General features: G+C 73.4%; 12 protein-coding genes. All 12 read left to right on the forward strand.

The genetic code is table 11. The features are described 5' to 3' along the window. On the forward strand, nucleotides 1-195 hold the full coding sequence (locus L6Q67_RS19060; protein WP_296573289.1) for a hypothetical protein: 195 nt from the start codon (nucleotides 1-3) through the stop codon (nucleotides 193-195). Continuing rightward, on the forward strand, nucleotides 192-1,274 hold the full coding sequence (locus L6Q67_RS19065) for a hypothetical protein (protein WP_296573291.1): 1,083 nt from the start codon (nucleotides 192-194) through the stop codon (nucleotides 1,272-1,274). Before L6Q67_RS19060 ends, L6Q67_RS19065 begins: the two co-directional genes overlap by 4 nt. Continuing rightward, nucleotides 1,271-1,969, forward strand: a complete 699-nt coding sequence (locus L6Q67_RS19070) for a phage baseplate assembly protein V (RefSeq protein WP_296573294.1) — start codon at nucleotides 1,271-1,273, stop codon at nucleotides 1,967-1,969. Before L6Q67_RS19065 ends, L6Q67_RS19070 begins: the two co-directional genes overlap by 4 nt. Beyond that, on the forward strand, nucleotides 1,963-4,500 hold the full coding sequence (locus tag L6Q67_RS19075; RefSeq protein ID WP_296573297.1) for a hypothetical protein: 2,538 nt from the start codon (nucleotides 1,963-1,965) through the stop codon (nucleotides 4,498-4,500). The genes L6Q67_RS19070 and L6Q67_RS19075 overlap by 7 nt, the downstream gene beginning before the upstream one ends. A 61-nt stretch (nucleotides 4,501-4,561) precedes the next feature. Next, nucleotides 4,562-4,951: a GPW/gp25 family protein gene (locus L6Q67_RS19080; RefSeq protein ID WP_296573300.1), complete on the forward strand. Its 390-nt coding sequence runs from the start codon at nucleotides 4,562-4,564 to the stop codon at nucleotides 4,949-4,951. A 1-nt stretch (nucleotide 4,952) separates the two neighbouring features. Then, nucleotides 4,953-7,259 (forward strand): putative baseplate assembly protein, encoded by a 2,307-nt coding sequence (locus L6Q67_RS19085; RefSeq protein WP_296573302.1) that lies wholly within the window; start codon nucleotides 4,953-4,955, stop codon nucleotides 7,257-7,259. Then, nucleotides 7,259-9,679, forward strand: a complete 2,421-nt coding sequence (locus L6Q67_RS19090; protein WP_296573305.1) for a phage tail protein — start codon at nucleotides 7,259-7,261, stop codon at nucleotides 9,677-9,679. The genes L6Q67_RS19085 and L6Q67_RS19090 overlap by 1 nt, the downstream gene beginning before the upstream one ends. Next, complete coding sequence (locus L6Q67_RS19095) at nucleotides 9,676-10,914, forward strand: hypothetical protein (RefSeq protein ID WP_296573308.1); 1,239 nt, start codon at nucleotides 9,676-9,678, stop codon at nucleotides 10,912-10,914. Before L6Q67_RS19090 ends, L6Q67_RS19095 begins: the two co-directional genes overlap by 4 nt. A gap of 13 nt (nucleotides 10,915-10,927) precedes the next feature. Continuing rightward, entirely contained in the window at nucleotides 10,928-13,756 is a 2,829-nt protein-coding gene (locus L6Q67_RS19100; protein ID WP_296573311.1) for a hypothetical protein, read from the forward strand. A gap of 10 nt (nucleotides 13,757-13,766) precedes the next feature. Next, entirely contained in the window at nucleotides 13,767-15,338 is a 1,572-nt protein-coding gene (locus tag L6Q67_RS19105; RefSeq protein ID WP_296573313.1) for a hypothetical protein, read from the forward strand. Beyond that, entirely contained in the window at nucleotides 15,335-17,245 is a 1,911-nt protein-coding gene (locus L6Q67_RS19110) for an ATP-binding protein (protein WP_296573316.1), read from the forward strand. Before L6Q67_RS19105 ends, L6Q67_RS19110 begins: the two co-directional genes overlap by 4 nt. Further along, complete coding sequence (locus tag L6Q67_RS19115) at nucleotides 17,242-18,135, forward strand: hypothetical protein (RefSeq protein ID WP_296573319.1); 894 nt, start codon at nucleotides 17,242-17,244, stop codon at nucleotides 18,133-18,135. Before L6Q67_RS19110 ends, L6Q67_RS19115 begins: the two co-directional genes overlap by 4 nt. Nucleotides 18,136-18,332: the final 197 nt, after the last annotated feature.

Below are 18,332 nucleotides of genomic sequence, written 5' to 3' on the forward strand. Positions count from 1 at the left end.
ATGCCCGTCTCCATCGGCGAAGTCTCCACCACCATCGAAACCCTGCCGGGCAGCAGCCCTGCGGAGCCGGGCAGCAGCGCCGCGGCCGACGACGCTCCCTTCGAAGTGCGCATGGAAGACCTCCGCGCCCTCGTCCGCGCCCTGGTGGCCGAAGAGCTCGAACGCCAGCTGCGCCACCGGAGCGACTGTCCATGAGCGCAGAAGCCCCCTTCCTCGCCAGCGGCCGCCCCCAGATCAAGGTGGACGGGCGGCGTGCCGAGCGCCTCGAGGCCGACCTGATCCGCCTCGAAGCCCGCGCCGATGCGGCCGGCGTCGCCTCGCTGGAAGCAGTCTTCCTCAACTGGGGCAGCCGTGAGCCCGGCCAGCCGGTGGACTACGTGCATTTCGACACCGCCGACGTCGACTTCGGCAAGCGCCTGGCCATCGCCTTCAGCACCACGGGCGACGAACTGACCGTGTTCGAAGGCCTCATCACCGGCATCGGCGCCGCCTACCCCGAGCTGCGCCCGCCCGAACTGACCCTGCTGGCCGAAGACGCCCTCGCCGGCCTGCGCTACCGCCGCCGCACCCGCCTCTCCGAAAACCAGAGCGACGGCGACATCGCCGGCCAGATCCTCTCCGACGCCGGCCTCAGCCCCGACGCCGGGCGCAGCGGCGCCAGCCACGTGGCCCTGCTGCAGGTGAACGAAGATGAACTCACGGCCCTGCGCAGCCGCAGCGGCGACGCCCTGATCGCCCTGCGCGAAGGCACCGTGCACATCAACGAGGCCTCGGCCCTCACCGACACCCCGATCCGCCTGACGCGGGAGAACGAGCTGATCCGCTTCACCGTGCTGGCCGACCTGGCCCACCAGCGCGGCGAGGTGCGCGTGCATGGCTACGACGTGGCCGCCAAGGAGGCCATCCACGAAAGCGCCGGCGCCGACGCCATCCGCCCCGAAGCCGGCCCCGGCCGCCTAGGCCCCGAGATCGTCACCCGGGTGTTTGCCAACGCCGCCGACGACCTCCACCTGGAAGCCCCCGCCACCGCCGCCGAAGCCCGCAGCGCCGCCGAGGCCGCCCTGCGCCGCCGCGCCCGCCGCTTCCTGCGCGGGCTCGGGGTGACCCGCGGCACGCCCCAGCTGCACGTGGGCTCGAAGATCGAGCTGGTTGATCTGGGCCCCTGGTTTGCCGGCACCTACCTGGTCACCGCCGTCACCCACCGCTTCGACCAGGTGGAGGGCTACCGCACCGAATTCGAGGCCCAGCGGCCCAACCTGGGAGAGTCCACATGATTCCCGGCGCCAGCTCCGCACCGGCCGGTGAGCGCCCGCGCCTCTACGGCGTTTACCCCGCCATCGTCACCGACGTGCAGGACCCGGACAGCCAGGGCCGTGTGCAGATCCGCCTGCCCTTCGTCGGGGAGAGCGACGGCGGCAGCGCCCTGGCCTGGGCCCGCCTGGCCACCCTGATGGCCGGCGCCGACCGGGGCACCTGGTTCATCCCCGAGGTGGACGACGAGGTGCTGGTGGCCTTCACCGCCGGCGACCCACGCCGCCCGGTGGTCATCGGCGCCCTGTGGAACGGCGTGGATGCGCCGCCCGAGAGCATGGACAGCGCCAACAACCTTCGCTCCATCACCTCCCGCAGCGGCCACACCCTCACCTTCGACGACACCGCCGGCGCCGAGAAAGTGGAGCTCAAGACAAACGGCGGCCACACCTTCACCCTCGACGACGCAGCCGGCGGCACCGTCACCCTGACCCACTCCAACGGCGCCCAGGTGAAGATCGACGTGGCCGGCAACATTGAGATCACCGCCAACGTGCGCGTCACCGTGCAGGCCCCGGCCGGGCTGGAAGTCACGGCGGCCATGGTCACCGTCAATGCCGCCATGTCCACCTTCTCGGGGGTGGTGAAGGCCGACGCGGTGATCACCAACAGCGTGGTCTCCCCCAGCTACACACCGGGCGTGGGGAACATATGGTGACGACGGCCCCGGGCAGGCGCCTCCTCGTTCCAGCCGACCGCGCGCCCTCGCGGGAGCGGCTGCTGCCCACCGCGCCCTTCTTCCTGCGCGACCTTGCCCAGGTGCCCACCGAGGCGCCGCCGCGCCTGCTGTCCTTCGAGAGCGACAGCTTCATGGACGACTTTCTGGCGGTGGCCGCCGGCAAGCGCCCCACCCTGCCCCGGCTGCTGCCCTGGCGCGACTGGTCCGAGCCCCCGGCCGGGCTGGTGGACGCCCACGGCCAGGCCCGCTATGCCACGGCCAGCCTGGCCCGGCGCGTGCCCGCCAGCATCGATATCGAAGCCAGCAGTGGCCCGGCCATGGACGCCGACGGCATCCCCCACGGCCTCGTCGCCGCCGACAAGGCCACCACGCCGCCGTGGCTGCGCAAGCTCTATCTGCCCCTGCACGAACGCTTCAACCTCATCAGCTTCGACGTGGTCTGCGCCGCCGCCGGCTGGCCGCGGGTGGCCCGCAAACGCGTCAAGGGCAGCGGCGCGGTGATCCGCCGCCTCATCCCCGGCACGGCCAGCAGCCCGGAACGCTGGGAAGACTGGATCGCCGTGGATGAACGGCACGGCGCCTGGCTGCCCCTGCTGCCCACCGACCTGCGCACCGGCGCCCCCGCTGCGGCTCCCGTGGACCCGGCACGCCTGCCCGCCCCCAGCGCCGCCCTGGAGCTTCGCCTGCGCAGCCTGCTGAGCCTGGGCGCCGCCGATCCGCTGCCGCCCCTGGGCCTCCTCAGCGCGCCCCTCTCGCTGCTGCCGCCGGATGCCGGCCCGGCTGCCGAACACTGCACCCTCTACGGCTACCTGCCGGTGTTCAGCGCCGCCCGGGAAGTCCCCACCCAGTTGCAGGCCGGCGACACCCCGGCCGCCATCGCCACGGCCCTCAGCCAGCGCACCCTGGCCCGCCTCGACACCCTGTTCCAGGGCGCCACCGACCTGCGCAACGCCGCCCTGCCGCACCTGCGCAGCCTGCTCGACGCCACCGTGTTGCCGGCGCGGCCCTCGGCCGCCGCCGCAGCCACCGCCAACACCTTTATCGGCAGCCTGGGTGCCGCCGCCCCACCCGGGCTGGGCCAGGTGGGCAACACCCTCGCCCGAAGCATCGACCTGGCCCTGCTAGAAGCCCTGGCCCGCCTGTGGCAGACCGTCACCGCCCCCGCCACCGACGACGCCGACATCGCCGGCAACGTACGCAATGCCGATGCCCTGTGGGCCGCCAGCAACGCCGCAAGTGCCGCTACCGCCGCCGGCCTCTTCAACACCCTGCCCGACGCCGACCCCAACACCCCCGTCAACGAAACCGTGGTCTGGCTCACCGGCGGCGCCAACAGCGGCGCCTGGGACACCCTGCTGCGCCTGCGCCTGCACCAGCTCATGGACGCCTGGCTCGCCGGCACGGCCCTGCCGCCGCCCGCCCAGGGCAATGCCAGCCTGGTGGGCAGCGGCCACCTGGCCGTGGTGGTGGTGATGGCCCTGCTGCGCCTGCGCGGCTGCCGCCTCACCCTGGCCGCACGCCTCAACCAGGCCCTCTACAACGATCCCCTGGCTGCCGACCTCAAGGCCGTCGCCGCAGACGGCAAGCGCCAGCTGGGCCTGGCCGCCCTGGCCGAGCTGGCCGAAACCCTGCTCGCCCAGGAAGCCGCCCGGGGCGACATCCAGGCCACCCCGCCGTGGCCGCCGGTGACCCTGCCGGCCCAGTGGGTCCTCGATGCCCACGCCCACGGCGAGGCCATCGCCAAGATCTACACTCGCTTCGACGACGGCCTGGCCGCCGCCGGCAATGCCGCCGTGGATCAGCTCGCGGCGCGCATCGAGGCCATCGAGACCGAACTCGACACCGCCGTGGCCGGCCTGCGCCCCGGGCTGTCCATCGGCGCGGCCCAGCTCGGCCTCAACGAGCAGCCCCCCTGCGGCCTGCTGGTGCTGCCCGGCATCCGCGTGGCCGGCACCGTGCTGGCCGGCTTCCGCACCGCCGCCGCGGCCCGCTACACCGCCGAACCCGAACGCCTGGCCCTGCCCGAGGCCCGCAGCGGCGACGCCCTGCCGCGCCTGCGCTTCGACGCCGAGCACCTCTACGCTGCCTGGGCCTGGGTGCGCGTTGCCGGCCACAGCCCCTGCGAGCCCGAGCGCATCCTGTGGACCCGCCGCAGCGAGCCTTTCTCCATCGCCGACCCCACCGACCTCCTCGGCGCCCGCCCGGCCAGCATCCAGATGCCCGACATCCCCAAGCTGCTGCGCGACATCCCGCGCATCGCCCGGGCCCGGGCCAAGCCCTTCGCCGGCATGGCGGCGCCCCCCGGTTCGGGGGTCATCACCGGCGCCGAGATGGCCGACACGCGCCGGGATTTCGGCATCGGCATGATCTGCAACTTCGGCATCCCGGTGCTGACCATCTGCGCGCTGATCCTCTTCAAGATCATCTTCACCGTGCTGATCACGCTGCCCTCGTTCAGCTGGATGCTGTTCCTGAAGTTCTGCCTGCCATTTCCGAAGAGGGGACCATGAGCACCGCGCCGGGCCGCCCCCAGCAAGCTCGCACCGCAGTGCGTAGCACGGAGGTACTCCAATGAGCACAGACAAGCTCGGCCAGGGATTGCGCTTTCCGCTCGTCACCGGCGATGGCTTCGGCTGGGTCTCCGGTGCGGCGGCGGTGGAGCAGTCCATCCGCACCATCCTCCTCACCGAACCCGGCGAACGCATTGCCCGCCCCAACTTTGGCGTGGGCCTGCGGCGCTTCCTGTTTGCCCCCAACAGCCTCGAGCTGCGCACCCGCATCCGGGCCGCCGTTGCCGAGGCCCTGGCCCGGGACGAAGCCCGCATCCGCGTCGAATCCGTCGCCGTGAACACCGACCCGCGGGAAGCCACCGTGCTGCGCATCGCCATCCGCTACGAGATCCTCGGCGAACCCGGCGCGCAGAACCTGGTGTTCCCCTTCTACCTGAACGGGGGTGCCTGACATGGCCATCCAACCGCCCCGCCTCGACGACCGCGCCTTCGACGACCTGCGCGCCGAGCTGATCCGCCGCATCCCGACCCACGCCCCCGAATGGACCGACCACAACGCCTCCGACCCGGGCATCGCCCTGGTCGAGCTGTTTGCCGCCCTGGGCGACAACGTCCTCTACCGCCTCAACCGGGTGCCCGAGGTGGCACGCCTGGAATTTTTGCGCCTGCTGGCCATCCCGCCACGCCCGGCGCGGGCCGCCCAGGCCATGGTGCGCCTGGAGGCCCGCCGGGGCATCGCCCCGGTGCCGGTGGATTTCACCCTCGGCAGCCCGACCCTGGAATTCACTGCCGGCGACCTGCACTTCCAGGCCCTCGACGAGATCACCGTGCTGCCCCTGGAGCTCAGCGCCTGGGTCAAGCAGCCCTACACCGGCCCGCTGCTCGCCGGCGGCATCGAGAACGTCAGCAGCCTGCTCATCGACCACCTTGAAGTGGCCAGCGCACCGCCCCTCGCCCAGTACCGCCCCGTGCCCCTGGACCCGCCCAAGGGTGGCCGCCTGCCCGCGCCCATCTCCACCGGCGCCAGCCTGGACGGCCGCATCTGGCTGTGCCTGGCGGCCCCCGAAACCGCCATGGCCGACGCCCTCAAGGCCAGCGGCAACGATGCCGCTGCCGCCCGCAAGGCCCTGCGCGCCCAGCTTGGCGGGCAGGTGATCAACCTGGGCGTGCGCAGTGACGACGCCCTGTGCGGCAGCACCGACCACCACCGCTGCCCGGATGCCGGCACCGACCCCGCCCGCTGGCCCCTGCGCTGGGAGATCTCCACTGGCGGCTTCACCGGCACCACCCGGCACGTGGACCTGGTGCGCTACCAGCGCCTCGCCGTCATTGCCGACAACACCGACAGCCTGGGCCGCCGGGGCACCGTCCGCCTGCGCCTGCCCGATGCCACCGGCAGCGCCGAGCCCTTCGGCGACTGGACCACCGCCAGCTTCGCCCTGGCCGACCCCGACCTGCTGGGCATCGGCGAGCTGCCCCCGCGCATCGACAACGCCAAGCTGGCCGAGCGGGTACTGGGCTGGATCCGCGTCAGCCGCACGGACGCCACCCACCCGCCCATCCGCCTGCGCTGGATCGACGCCAACGTGGTGCGCGTCGAGCAGGCCATCACCACCGCCGCCGAGCTGCTGGGCTATGGCGACGGGCGCACCGGCCAGCGCCATGCACTCTCGCGCACCCCGGTCATCCCCGGCAGCCAGCAGGTGCAGGTTTTCGGGCCCCTCGGCTGGGAGAACTGGCAGGTCGTGGACACCCTGGCCCTGGCCGGCCCCGACGACCCCTTCTACACCCTCGACCCCGCCGACGGCAGTGTCACTTTCGGCGACGGCATCCATGGCCGCATCCCCCTGCCCGGCGAGGCCATCCGCTGCCTCACCTACAAGCACGGCGGCGGCGTGCGCGGCAACGTGGGCGCCGAGCGCATCAACAAGGTGTTCCGCGCAGCGCCGGCCTCCGCCCTGGCCCTGAAGGCCGCCAACCCCCTGCCGGCCGAGTTCGGCGCCGACGCCGAGACCCTGCCCGAAGCCAGCGCCCGCATCCCCGAGGTGCTGCGCCACAACGACCGGGCGGTGGCCCGCGACGACTTCGCCAACCTGGCCCTGGAAACGCCCGGCGTACAGGTGGGCCGCGCCCACGTGCTGCCCCGCCACAAGCCCCACGAGCGGGTGGATGGCGTGCCCGGCGTGGTCACCCTGATCGTGCTGCCCGCCTACGACCCCCTGCAGCCCGACCAGCCCGGCCCCGACAAGGAGATGCTGCGCCGGGTGTGCGCCTGGCTGGAGCCCCGCCGCCTGGTGACCACCGAGCTCTACGTCACCCCGCCCCAGTACGTGCGCCTGTCCTGCTCGGTGGCCGTCGAACCCGACGCCGGCGCCGGCGAGGAGACCTTGCGCCGCCACATCGAACTGGCCCTGCGCCAGCACCTCGCCCCGCTGCCGCCCTACGGCCCCGACGGCCAGGGCTGGCCCTTCGGCCGCGACGTGCGCGACCGGGACATCGAAGCCGCCACCCTGCGGGTGCAGGGCGTGCGCCTGGTGAATGAAGTGCTGGTGGTGGGCGAGAAGATCAGCCGCAGCGGCGTGCGCAGCCCGGTGGAAGAGAGCGTCACCCTGCTGCCCTGGCAGCTGCCCGTGCTGCTGGAGGTGAAGGTCAGCATCGGCGCCAACGCCAGCGCCGAAGAACTCCCGCCCCTGGACAAGCCAGCCGACGCCACGCCGCCCTCCAGCATGCCGGTACCGGTGGGCAAGGAGGAATGCTGATGAGCGGCCCGCGCTTCGCCCACCTCACCGGCCGCCCCATGTGGGAGCACTGCGACCACCTGGACACACGTATCGAGGGCAGCCCGCCCGCCGTGGTCCTGGCCACCGCAGCCGCCAGCGACGGCACCTCACCTGCCCCGGTACTCAGCCCCGCCGACTACGCCGCCTGGGAGGCCCGCCTCGGCAGCGCCGTGACCCTGCCTTGCGCGCCGGACCAGTGCACGGCGGCGCAGGTGCTGCTTGCGGCCCCCGCCAAGCCCCTCTGCGTGCTCACCCCCGAAGGTTGGCTGCCCCTGCCCACCCCGGCAGCGGCGCCCGCCGCGCCAACGCCCGGCCTGGAGTTTGCCCCCCTCACCCCCGCCCCGGCCCCCACCGCGCCCGACGCGATCGCCCTCGACCCGGCCGGCCGCTGCTGGCTGCTGGACCGGGCCGGACGCCGCCTGATCCTGCTGGCCCCCGATCTGCAGGTGCTCGCCGTCGAGCCCCTGCCGCCGGGCATCGACCCGGGCGGCTTTGCCTGCAGCGCCTTCGGCCTGGTGGTCGCCGACCGGACGGAACCGCGGCTGCTGGTGCAGCCCTGGGGCGGCGCCTGGCACGGCTACCAGGCCCCGGCCAGCGCCGGCCGGCGCATCGTATCCCTCACCGCCAACCCGGCCTGGCCCGAGGCCGTGGCACTGGTCGAAGGCGGCCCCGACCGCTGGCAGCTGTTCCGCGTCGGGCCGGGCGGCGCCGTGCTGCACACCCTGCCCATGGCCACGGCCCCGCTGCCGCTCATCCTCACCGCCGCCGACCGGCTGCTGGTGGGCGAGCTTGCCCACCGCCCGGGCGACCCGCAGCCCACCCTGTTCCGCGAATACACCCTGCGCCCCGACGGCGTGGAGGCCGAGCGCGGCTTTGCCGTGCGCAGCTTCGACGGCCGCGCCCTGTGGCTGGAAGCAGACCCGCAACAGGGCTGCGACAGCCTGCGGGTGATGGCCAGCACCGCCGCCGGCGCCCGCTCCCTCTACCCCCGCGAGGCCGACCTGACCGGTAGCGGTGTGGTGGAAACCTGGGCGCTGGACTCGGGGATCTTCGGTTGCCAGTGGCACCGCCTGTTCATCGACCTGTGCCTGCCGGCCGACTGCAGCGTGCACATCGAAGCCCGCAGCGCCGACGACCTGCCGCCCTTCGAGATCCGCCACCGCGCCCGCCTCCCCGCCGACCGGGTGGGCGACACCCGCCCGGCGCCCATCGACGACCCGTGGCCGCCCCTTTGCCCAATCGTGGACGACACCGCCGAAGGCTGGGTGCCCCTGGGCGTGGCCGACCCGCGCCCGGCCCGGGCCGACGTGGCCTTTGCCGGCAGCGTCGGCGAACGCCCCTCGGAAGACCCGCTGGCCAGCGCCCGCCAGCCCGCCGCGGCCCTGCCGGCCGGCATGCGCACCCTCGAATACCTGCTCACCGCGCCCCCCGGCCGCTACCTGTGGCTGCGCCTGCGCCTTGCCGGCACCCGGCGCCAGGGGCCCAGCCTGTTCGCCCTGCGCGCCACCTTCCCGCGCCCGTCCCTGCTCGACTACCTGCCCGCTTACTGGCGCTCCGATCCCGCCGGCGCCGACGCCACCGAGCGTGCCCTGGCCCTCTTCGAAGGCTGGATGACCGAGATGGACCAGCGCATCGACGTGCTGCCCCAGCTCATCGACCCGCGCCTGGCCCCCGCCGAGGCCCTGCCCTGGCTGGGCAGCTTCCTGGCCCTGAGCTTCGACACCCGGGTGCGCGAGGGGGTGCGCCGCGAGCTGTTGCTGCACATGGCCGAGCTGTACCGGGCCCGCGGCACCGTGCCCGGCCTGGCGCGGCTGCTGTCCATCCTGGCCGAAGCCCCGGTGCAGATCATCGAGGGCTTCCGCCTGCGCCGCCCCACCGCCGCCTTCGTGGGCAGCGCCCTGCTCGGCCCGGCCCTGGAACTCGGCGGCAGCGAGAGCACCCTCGACGCCGCCGGCCTGGAAGACTGGGAGCAGGAACTCGCCGGCGCCCACGCCGCTCTGCTGCTGCGCCGCGCCGCCCAGGACAAGCCCTGCCCGGCCCGCGACCCGGACGACCCCCTGCCCGACGACGCCCTGCTGGCCTTCTACCGCCGCCACGCCCACCGCTTCACGGTGATCGTGCCGCGGACGCACTGCAGCACCCTGGCCGCCGTGCTCGAGCTGGCCATCGAAACCACCAAGCCGGCCCACACCCTGCATCGCTTGTGCTGGCTGGACGCCGGCTTCCGCGTCGGCAGCGCCAGCCTGGTGGGCATCTCCCATCTGGGGCCGGTGGACCGGGCCGAGCCGGCCGTGCTCGGCAGCGCCGTGCTGTCCACCTTCAGCACCCTCCACCGTGGCCGTCGTGAAGACCGCTACCCGTATTTCAAACCCATGAACCCATGGGAGGCATCGCCATGAGCACCCCCACCTCCGCCGAGATCTTCACTCCCCTCGACGATCCCGATCCGGCCACCCCGGGCGATCCCTTCACCCGCCTGCGCTACAGCTACGGCCAGCTCCTCGGGGCCGAAGACTTCAGCGCCGAGCAGCGCTACTTCCTGCTCCGCAGCCGCCTGCACAACGCCGCCCTGCACGGCTACGGCACGGTGTGGGGGCTCAAGGTGGGCAGCCAGGAAAACGAAACCGCCCTGACCCTCACCTGCGACAGCGGCCTCGCCATCGACCCCCTGGGCCGCGAGGTGTATGTGCCCCAAAAGGTCTGCCTGGACATCACCGGCCTGGCCGCCACGCGCTTCTGGGCCGATCTGACGGCACCACCGCCGGCCCCGGGCGCCGAGGCCGCAGCCGACAACCCGCAGCGCCGCGTCTACGTGGTGCTGCGCTACCGGGCCTGCCTGAGCGAGCCGGTACCGGCCATCACCCAGCCCTGCTCCGGGCAGGACGCCGGCCTGGCCCCGTCCCGGGTGCTGGATGGCTACCGCCTGTGCCTGGAGGCTGCGCCGCCCGACCTCACCGGCCTGCCGATCCGCGACATCACCACCCGGGCCAACCCGCCGGCCGACGCCCGCGCCCGCCTCCTCGAACACCTCCTCGACCCCGACACGCCGCCCCCCGCCCGCCTGTGGAGCGGCACCGACGACGCCCCGCTGCTCCTCGCCGTGCTCGACCTGGAACCGGTGGGCGAGCCCGCCGAGCGCGTCAAGCTGGTCGGCAGCATCGACAACAGCGTGCGCGCCCTGCTGCCGGCGGTGCAGGCGGTGGCCGACCTGGCCCTGGGCATCCACCTGGAAGCCGCCGGCACCGCAGCACGCTTCCAGGCCGGCAGCCTGCAGAGCCGGGCGGGCGAAGGGGCCGACGCGGCACGCAGCTTCATCGACTTCAGCACCACCCGCCCCGTGATGGTCGCCAGCCTGGCCACCGGCTCGGTCCGGGTACTGCGCTTCGACGAGGCCAACAAGCAGTGGCAGCCGGTAAGCGTTGCCAGCCAGACGCCCTCGGCGGCCGGCCTCGCGCTGGTCATCGACGAGGTGCTGCCCGTCGGGGCACCGATCCAGGTGTGCCTGCTGGGCACCGGCGCCGAGGCCATCCTTGACGAGGGCGGCCAGCCCCTGGCCGGCGCCGTGGGCGAAGTCGTGCCCCCGGGCGTCGGCCGCGACGCCTGCCTGTTCACCGTCCACCCCACCACCGCCTGAGCCGGAGGCCGACATGAGCACGAACAAGTGGAAGAACATGGACGCCGGCCTGCTGACGATGATCGCCAAGGTCGCCCGCAACGAAGCTCTCAGCGCGGCCGACGAGGTGTCCATTGCCGATTTTCTGAAGGGCTATGCGGGGGCCGGCGCCGAGCCCGGCTTTGCCGGCGGCCCCAGCGGCGACGTGCGCGGCAGCAACAACCTGCTGCGCACCAACTGGTTCAACGGCCGCTACCTCACCGCCGAGGCCTTGTCGCGCCAGGACGTGTATTTCGACACCCGCGCCCGCCTCGCAGCCCACGCCCAGATGCCCGGCATCGCCTGGGGCCTGGGCCTCTCCGCCGACGGCCTCAACAACACCCCCATCGACACCGAGGGGCGCTTTGGCGGCCTGCCCTCCAGCCGCACGATCACCCTGCGCCGGGGCCTCGCCTTCGACCACATCGGCCGCCCCATCCTGGTGTCCACGCCCTTCAGCTTCAGCATCGACCAGCTCATCGGCGCCTATCGCAAGACACCCCAGAAGGTGGTGGGCGGCGGAGTGGATTTCATGCCCTGCGTGTGCCTGGTGAATGACCCGGCCGGCCCCACCGGCGGCAGCGCGGCCCTGCCCTCCGGCCCCTTCCTGCTGATCATCCAGCCCGGCGAAACGGAGGAAGGTGGCGCCAAGGTAATGGGCGAGATCTGCGGCGGCGCGGCCTCGGCCAACTGCCGCGCCGACACCTGGCGGGGCGGCTTCGGGCTGTCCCTGGTGCGCTTTCCGGTGGAGCTGCCCTTCCGCCAGGATCTGCAGTCCGCCTGGGATCTGCGCGGCACCCTGTCGGCCTACTTCTTCGACGTCTTCGAGCACCCCCTGTGGAAACGCTGGGACCCGGACTTTGCCACCGCCGGCCCCTTCTGCGCCGACACCGGCCCCGGCCGCCACGACGCCGCCGCCATCGCCCTGGCCATGGTTTACCTGGGCGAGGACGGCAGCGTGCTGTTCATGGACCAGTGGATTCCCCGCCGCACCATCTGCGACACCCCGGCCGAGGACTGGCACCGCACCCGCTTCGGCGCCCCGCCCCGGGCCGCCGCCTGGGCGCGCATCCACCAGTTCCAGTGCATGCTCTCCGAGAGCCTGCTCAAGCGGGCCTCCAACGCCGACAACGGCAACCTCTTCCTGCGCGGCTTCCGGCACATTCCGCCCATCGGCTTCCTGCCCGTCAAGCCCGGCCCCGCCAACGCCGAGCGGCCCATGGGCATCCCCCTTTTCGACAGGCTGCTGGGTGCCACCCAGGGCGCCCAGTGGCTGGTCTCGCCCCTGGTGCGCAATGCCCTCGGGCAGGCGGAGGACTACTTCCAGGGCACCCGGGTGATCACCTACGGGGTGGTCGCCCTGCACGACGACGACATCCTCGAAGACCTGGCCAACGTCTTCGACAAGGACCCGATCCAGCTCAGCCTGCGCCCGCCCCGCAGCAACCCCGACCCTGCCACCGGCGCTGCCGGCACCGGCACCTTCAAGCCGTCCCTGTACCAGGCGGGCACGGTGCAGACCGCCAACACGGCCGCCCTGCCCGGCATCCTGGGCGTGCTGGCCAACCTCTTCGACGTGCTGGGCATGGACGAGCTGGTGAATCGGCGCACCGAGATCGTCAAGCTGGTGGTGCCCCTGCAGGGGCTCACCCGGCAGCACCCGCTGGTCGGCCGCCTGCAGGAAGACGCCCTCAACCAGGCCCAGTCCTGGGGCGTGAACCCCCTGCTCACCGCAGCCAACCCCCTGGGCCAGCTGGGCACCCTCAACGACACGGCCGAAGCCCTGGCCGGCCTGGTGGCGCGCCTCGGGCTGGACATGCTGCCGCGGCATTTCGTGGTGTATGTCAAACAGCGCCTGGTGCTGCTCGACCTGCTGTTCTACCTGCTGGAGATCCTCCAGTTCCTGCTCAACTTCATGCGCGAGATCCAGAGCCTGGGCAGCACCGCTAACACCGGCAGCACCGGCAACGCCCAGGCCAGCGTGTCCACCGAGCAGGTGCGCACCCAGTACCTGCGCCAGCCGGCCGAGAAGCGCGCCATGGTGGAAGCCATCATGGCCGAGCCCGACGTGCAGGCCAGCATTGTGCGGGCGGCCGATCTGAGCGGCTCCGGCATCGCCGTGACCACCCGCAACCAGGCCTTCCTGGACAAGGTGCAGAGCACCGAAGCGTCCCTCGCCAACACCATCGCCGACCCCGCCGAGCGCAAGCGCGTCGCCCTGGGCCAGGTGGCCGACAGCTACGCCACCGAATACCCGGACTACCAGCTCGTCCAGGTGCTCGCCGCCGTGCAGCCCCAGCACACGCTCAACGTGGTGAGCCAGCTGTCGGTGAGCCGCAGCGCCGAGCTCAAGCGCACCCTCGCCGACGACCTGGTTCAGGACGGCCCCGCCGTGCTCAAGTCCGACGAGGCCCGGCCCCTCTACACCGACCTCAAGTCCAGCCTCGAAAACCGCAAGGTGGCCGACTATGTGGAAGCCAGCGACAGCCCGCTGACGGTGAAGGAAGTGCTGGCCCGCTCTCCCGAAGACGCCGAGAAGCTGCTCGGCGCCGAGGGCTACACCGAGTTCCGCAAGCGCTACCAGGCCGACCGGGCGGCCGCCATCGTCGGCGCCGAGGCCCTCGCCAAGGGCGTGCCGGACGAACTGGCGGTGAAGGTGGAGGCCGGCATCCAGGCCGGCAAGCCGGCCGAGAGCGTGGTCGAGACGCTGAAGGCCGAAACCGCCGCCAACAGCGCCAGCCGCCCGGCCCTCGACCAGACCGCCACCCTGCTGCGCATCACCGGCGGCCAGGCCGGCTTCCTCAAACTGGTGAAGCGCACCTGACGCCACCGCCATGAACGACGTCGTCGACATCGGCCAGCTGTCCACCCGCATCCGCAGCGCGGACGCGGAGCACGCCCAGGCGCTTGCCGGGCAGGTGCGCCAGCTGGCCGACCGGCACCTGGCCCGGGCCATGGAGGGCACAGGCAGCCGCGCCCTGGCCCGCGCCCACCTGCCCGCCGGCGCCGTGGTTGCGGTGCAGCGCCTCGACCTGCAGCTCAAGGTGGCCGCCGACGTACCCGTCCATGAACTCGCCGCCGGCTGGGCCGCCGCCTTCGAGGCCGGCCTGGTCCGCCTGCTGGCCACCATACCGCCCGGTGACGTGGACGACGATGCCCCCGCCGTGTGGTTTGCCGACCCCTGGGCCGCCGAGCAGCGTCACCTGGAACGCCGCCTCGCCGGCATGGCCGACGCCTGGTGGGCCCCGGATCTGGCCGGGGACGACGACACCTCCGCCGCATCCAACGCGCTGGCCCCCCTCGACGCCTTCTCCATCCTGCAGCGCTGGCTGCGCCGCGACCCGGCCCGCACGGTGAGCACCCTGGCCGGCATGGCCCGCGCCGACGCCCGCGCAAGCACCCTGCTCACCCCTGGCGAGGCCGCCAGCTTCACCCGCATGCTGCTCCAGCAGCTTGCCGCCCCGGATGCCGCTGGCCCGCAAGGCACCGCCGCCGCCCCCGACGGACCGGGCAGCCGGGAGCCCCGGACAACCCTCCAGAGTGCCCCCTCGGCGGCGGACATGCTTCCAGCCCACCTCCAGGCGGCCTTCGCACGCCTCGGCCGGCATCACCAGCGCCTTGTCACCCACGCGGCCAGCAGCAAGGCCGTCGCCCCCTGGCTCGTCGCCCTGCTGCTGGCCGAAGCCCCCTCCCTCAGCAAGCTGCCGGCGGCAATGCTGGCGGGCCTGCTGGAACGTGTCACCACCGCGCGCCCCGACCCCGCGCCGGTGGCCCCCTCCGCAGCGCCCCCAGCGGCGGCCAGTCAATCCACCACCGGGCCTGCCGAAGCGCTCCCCAACGCCACTGCCCAACATGCAGTGAACGCAGGCGGGCTCCTGCTCCTGCTGCGCCCGCTGGTGCGCCTGGGCCTGTTGCCTGCCCCCGAACACCTGGGCACCGCCCTCGGCGACCTGGCCCTGTGCGCCCTGCGCCGGGCCTTCGCCCCCCTGCCGCCCGGCGAACGGGCCGTGGCTGAAGAGCGGGAGCGCCCGCTGCTCAGCGTGTTTGCCCCGGAATGCGACTGGCGCACGCCCATCGCCCTGATCCCCCTGCACGATCCGGCCGCCGCCCACGCACTGCTCGATGCCCTGGTCGCCGCCATCCCCGCCGACATTGCCGCCGCTCCGGGGGCCCTGCGCCAGGTCTTCGGGCCGCTGCCCCCGGCCTTCCCGACCCAGGCCGACACCCACCTGGCGCGCCTGCTGCTGCGCCCCGGCCTGCTCGGCGTCACTCCTTGGGATGCCGAGCTGAGCTGGCCCCTCGCCAGCATCGACCTGGCCCTGCGCCGCGCCGGCTGGGACCAGGACCCGGGCTGGCTGCCCTGGCTCGGGCGCAGCGTTCGCCTGCGCTTCGGAGACCCGTCATGACCGGCCCCCGCGGCAGCGCCCTGCTCGACCTGTGGCTGGCCCTGGCCGCCGGTCGCCTGCTGCTGCGCCGACCCGATGACCCGGGCCTGCTGCGCCTGGCCGCCCCCCATCTGGCCACCGGCACGCCCCAGCTCCTGGCCGAAGCCATCGCCAGCGGCGCCGACACCCTGTTCTCCGCCCTCGAAGCCCGGCCCGATGCCGAACCCCTGGCCCGCATCGCCGGTGGCTGCCGGCTGTCCGGCTTCGACCTGGACCTGCTCGCCCTGGCCGTGCTGCCCTGCTTCGACGAAGACGCCGCCGGCACCCTCACCGCCCTCACCGGCGGGCCGCGGCGGGTGCCCGTGGGGCTGGCCCTCAAGCTGCTGTTCGGGGATGTGGCCGACCCGCTGGCAGTGCGCAGCGCCCTGCGCGCCTCGCCCCTGTGGCACACCGGCCTGATCCGCCCGGACGAAGCCCGGCGGCCCCTGCTGGAACGCCGCCTCGACCCCACCGAAACCCTGCTCGCCGGCCTCGACGGCCTGGCCCCGGCCGAGGTGGGCACCGGCTGGCAGGTACGTCAGCTCGTGCCCCCGGCCCGCCCGGCGGCCAGCATCCGCCGCGCCGCCGGCCTGATCGCCGACATACCGGGCGTGTGCCTGCACCTCTCGGGCCAGGCGGAACGCGCCGAGGAGGTGCTGGCCGTGGCCGCCGCGCCGGCGCCCGCCCTGGTGCTCGACGCCCCTGACGACAGCACGCCCGCGCCCTGGGCCGAGGCCCACCTGCTGCATCTCGCCACCGGCGCCCGGGTGGCCCTGCGCACCGGCGCCGGGCAGCTCGGCGCCTCGGGTGCAGTACCGCCGGCCATGGTCATCGCCCCGCCCAGCTTTTCCCTGCACGGCCCCGGGGCTCACCTGCGCCGCCTCGAAGTGGGCAGCAGCGACCCCCTCGAACTGGCCGACGCCTGGCAGCAGACCCTGGGCTGCAGCCAGGCCGACGCCGACGAGCTGGCCGGCCGCAACTGGATAGACGACGACACCCCGGCCCTGGTCGCCGCGGCCCTGCCCGCCGACGCCGGCCTGCCCGAAGTCCTCGACGAGCTGTCACGCCTGACCCCGCCCCGCGCCCTGCGCCTGGCCACCCGGTCGACACCGGCGGTGGAGTGGGCACGGCTGGTCTTGCCGCCCCAGACCCGCGACCGCCTCGAGGACCTGATCCGCAGGGTGCGCCGGCGCGTCAGCGTGCAGCTGCGCTGGGGCATGAGCACCGGCCGGCGCGGCCGCTCGGTGATCGGCCTGCTGTACGGCGAATCCGGCACCGGCAAGACCCTCGCCGCCGAAGCCGTGGCCACCCGCCTGCACCTGCCCATGCTGTCGGTGGACCTCTCCCTGGTGGTGTCCAAGTACATCGGCGAGACCGAGAAGAACCTCTCCGACCTCTTCGCCGCCGCCGAGGGTTACGCCGCCCTGCTCTTCTTCGACGAGGCCGACGCCCTCTTCGGCAAGCGCACCAACGTGCAGGACGCCCACGACCGCTACGCCAACATCGAGGTGAATTACCTGCTGCAGCGCCTCGAATCCTTCGAGGGCTGCGCCCTGCTCGCCACCAACCTGATGCAGGGCGTCGACGACGCCTTCATGCGGCGCTTCGACCAGGTGGTGCACTTCCCCCGCCCGGGGGTGGCCGAGCGCAATGCCATCTGGCGCGGGCAGCTCCCCGCCAGCCACCTGGCCCCGCAGATTTCGATCGAGCAGCTGGCCGAGCGCTTCGAGCTCACCGGCGGCGAGATCCGCAATGCTGCCCTGTCGGCAGCCTTCAAGGCCGCCGACGGCGGTACGGTGGTCACGGACGGCCTGATCGATGCCGCCGTGGCCGAAGAGTTCAGCAAACAGGGCCGGCCGTTCCCGCGCCGGCAGGGAGCCTCTCCATGACCGACATCGCCACCATCCTGAGCCAGGCCAGGACCAAGCTCACCACCTGGCAGGCCGAAGCCGCCAGCGCCGCCGCCAGCGGCGCCTCGCAAACCCAGTCTGCCGACGCCGCCTGGGACGCCGTGGCCGCCATTGAGGCCGCCACCAACCACGCCGAAGGCCTGCGCACCCAGGTGCTGGCCCGCAACGACACCCTGGCCGCCGCCCTGGCCGCCCGCAGCGCCGCTCTCGCCGAAGCCGAGCTGGCCCGCAGCGACGGCGGCACCCCGCCCCTGGCCGACGCCACCGCCACCGCCCTGCGCGGCGCCGTAGCCACCGCCGCCGGCGTCACCCCGGCCACCAAGCTCGACGGCGCGGACTACAAGACCGCCGTCAGCACCGTGGACACCGCCATCGCCGCCCTCGACGACACCGCCCTCAACGACCTCGCCGCCGCCCTGCTGACCCTCGAAACCAAGCTGCAGGACTACGAAGACGCCGAAGCCCTGGCCGAAGCCGCCCTCACCGCCGCCGAGACCGCGCCGGCCATCATCGCCAACGACCTGCACCGGGCGCTGGTGCAGCGCGAAGCCGCCACCACCCTGGCCAGTGCCGGCAACAAGCCCGCCGCCGTGCTCGCCTACGTGGACTACCAGGCCGCCCGCAGCCGCCTCACCGCGGCCACCGCCGCCGCCGTGGCCACCAAGCTGCAGACCGACTGGAACACCGCCCGCGACGCCCAGCTCTCTGCCGCCGCCGACCTCCTCTCCGCCCAGCTCGCCGTCATCCAGGGCCAGCTGGCCCTGGCCCGCAAACGGGCCGAGATGACGGCCAAGCTCGCCACCCGCGATGTGGTCGCCAGCGCCGCCGTGGACGCCGTGCTCAACCCGCCCGCCCCGCCGGGGCCGTAGCCGGGGCTGCCACACCCGAGGCCCGAGTGCCCACGCCATGAGCCGCAGCCCGCCCCTCGCTGATCCCAGGCCAACGCGATGCGCCAGCAAGGCACCAGCGCCGGAAGCAAGCCACTCGGTCGAGTCAGCCCCCGCAGCGGAGGCCACCGGGCTCTCCACCCACATCGACCAGCGGGCTGGGGGTGTCGGCACGGCCC

It is taken from the genome of Zoogloea sp., from assembly GCF_023150065.1.
In the GTDB taxonomy this organism is placed as follows: domain Bacteria; phylum Pseudomonadota; class Gammaproteobacteria; order Burkholderiales; family Rhodocyclaceae; genus Zoogloea.

Bases quoted from the DNA above. Each gene is read 5' to 3' on its own strand.
- L6Q67_RS19060 (WP_296573289.1), top strand. From the start codon at position 1: ATGCCCGTCTCCATCGGCGAAGTCTCCACCACCATCGAAACCCTGCCG.
- L6Q67_RS19105 (WP_296573313.1), top strand. From the start codon at position 13,767: ATGAACGACGTCGTCGACATCGGCCAGCTGTCCACCCGCATCCGCAGC.
- L6Q67_RS19085 (WP_296573302.1), top strand. From the start codon at position 4,953: ATGGCCATCCAACCGCCCCGCCTCGACGACCGCGCCTTCGACGACCTG.
- L6Q67_RS19095 (WP_296573308.1), top strand. From the start codon at position 9,676: ATGAGCACCCCCACCTCCGCCGAGATCTTCACTCCCCTCGACGATCCC.
- L6Q67_RS19075 (WP_296573297.1), top strand. From the start codon at position 1,963: ATGGTGACGACGGCCCCGGGCAGGCGCCTCCTCGTTCCAGCCGACCGC.
- L6Q67_RS19090 (WP_296573305.1), top strand. From the start codon at position 7,259: ATGAGCGGCCCGCGCTTCGCCCACCTCACCGGCCGCCCCATGTGGGAG.
- L6Q67_RS19080 (WP_296573300.1), top strand. From the start codon at position 4,562: ATGAGCACAGACAAGCTCGGCCAGGGATTGCGCTTTCCGCTCGTCACC.
- L6Q67_RS19065 (WP_296573291.1), top strand. From the start codon at position 192: ATGAGCGCAGAAGCCCCCTTCCTCGCCAGCGGCCGCCCCCAGATCAAG.
- L6Q67_RS19110 (WP_296573316.1), top strand. From the start codon at position 15,335: ATGACCGGCCCCCGCGGCAGCGCCCTGCTCGACCTGTGGCTGGCCCTG.
- L6Q67_RS19070 (WP_296573294.1), top strand. From the start codon at position 1,271: ATGATTCCCGGCGCCAGCTCCGCACCGGCCGGTGAGCGCCCGCGCCTC.
- L6Q67_RS19115 (WP_296573319.1), top strand. From the start codon at position 17,242: ATGACCGACATCGCCACCATCCTGAGCCAGGCCAGGACCAAGCTCACC.
- L6Q67_RS19100 (WP_296573311.1), top strand. From the start codon at position 10,928: ATGAGCACGAACAAGTGGAAGAACATGGACGCCGGCCTGCTGACGATG.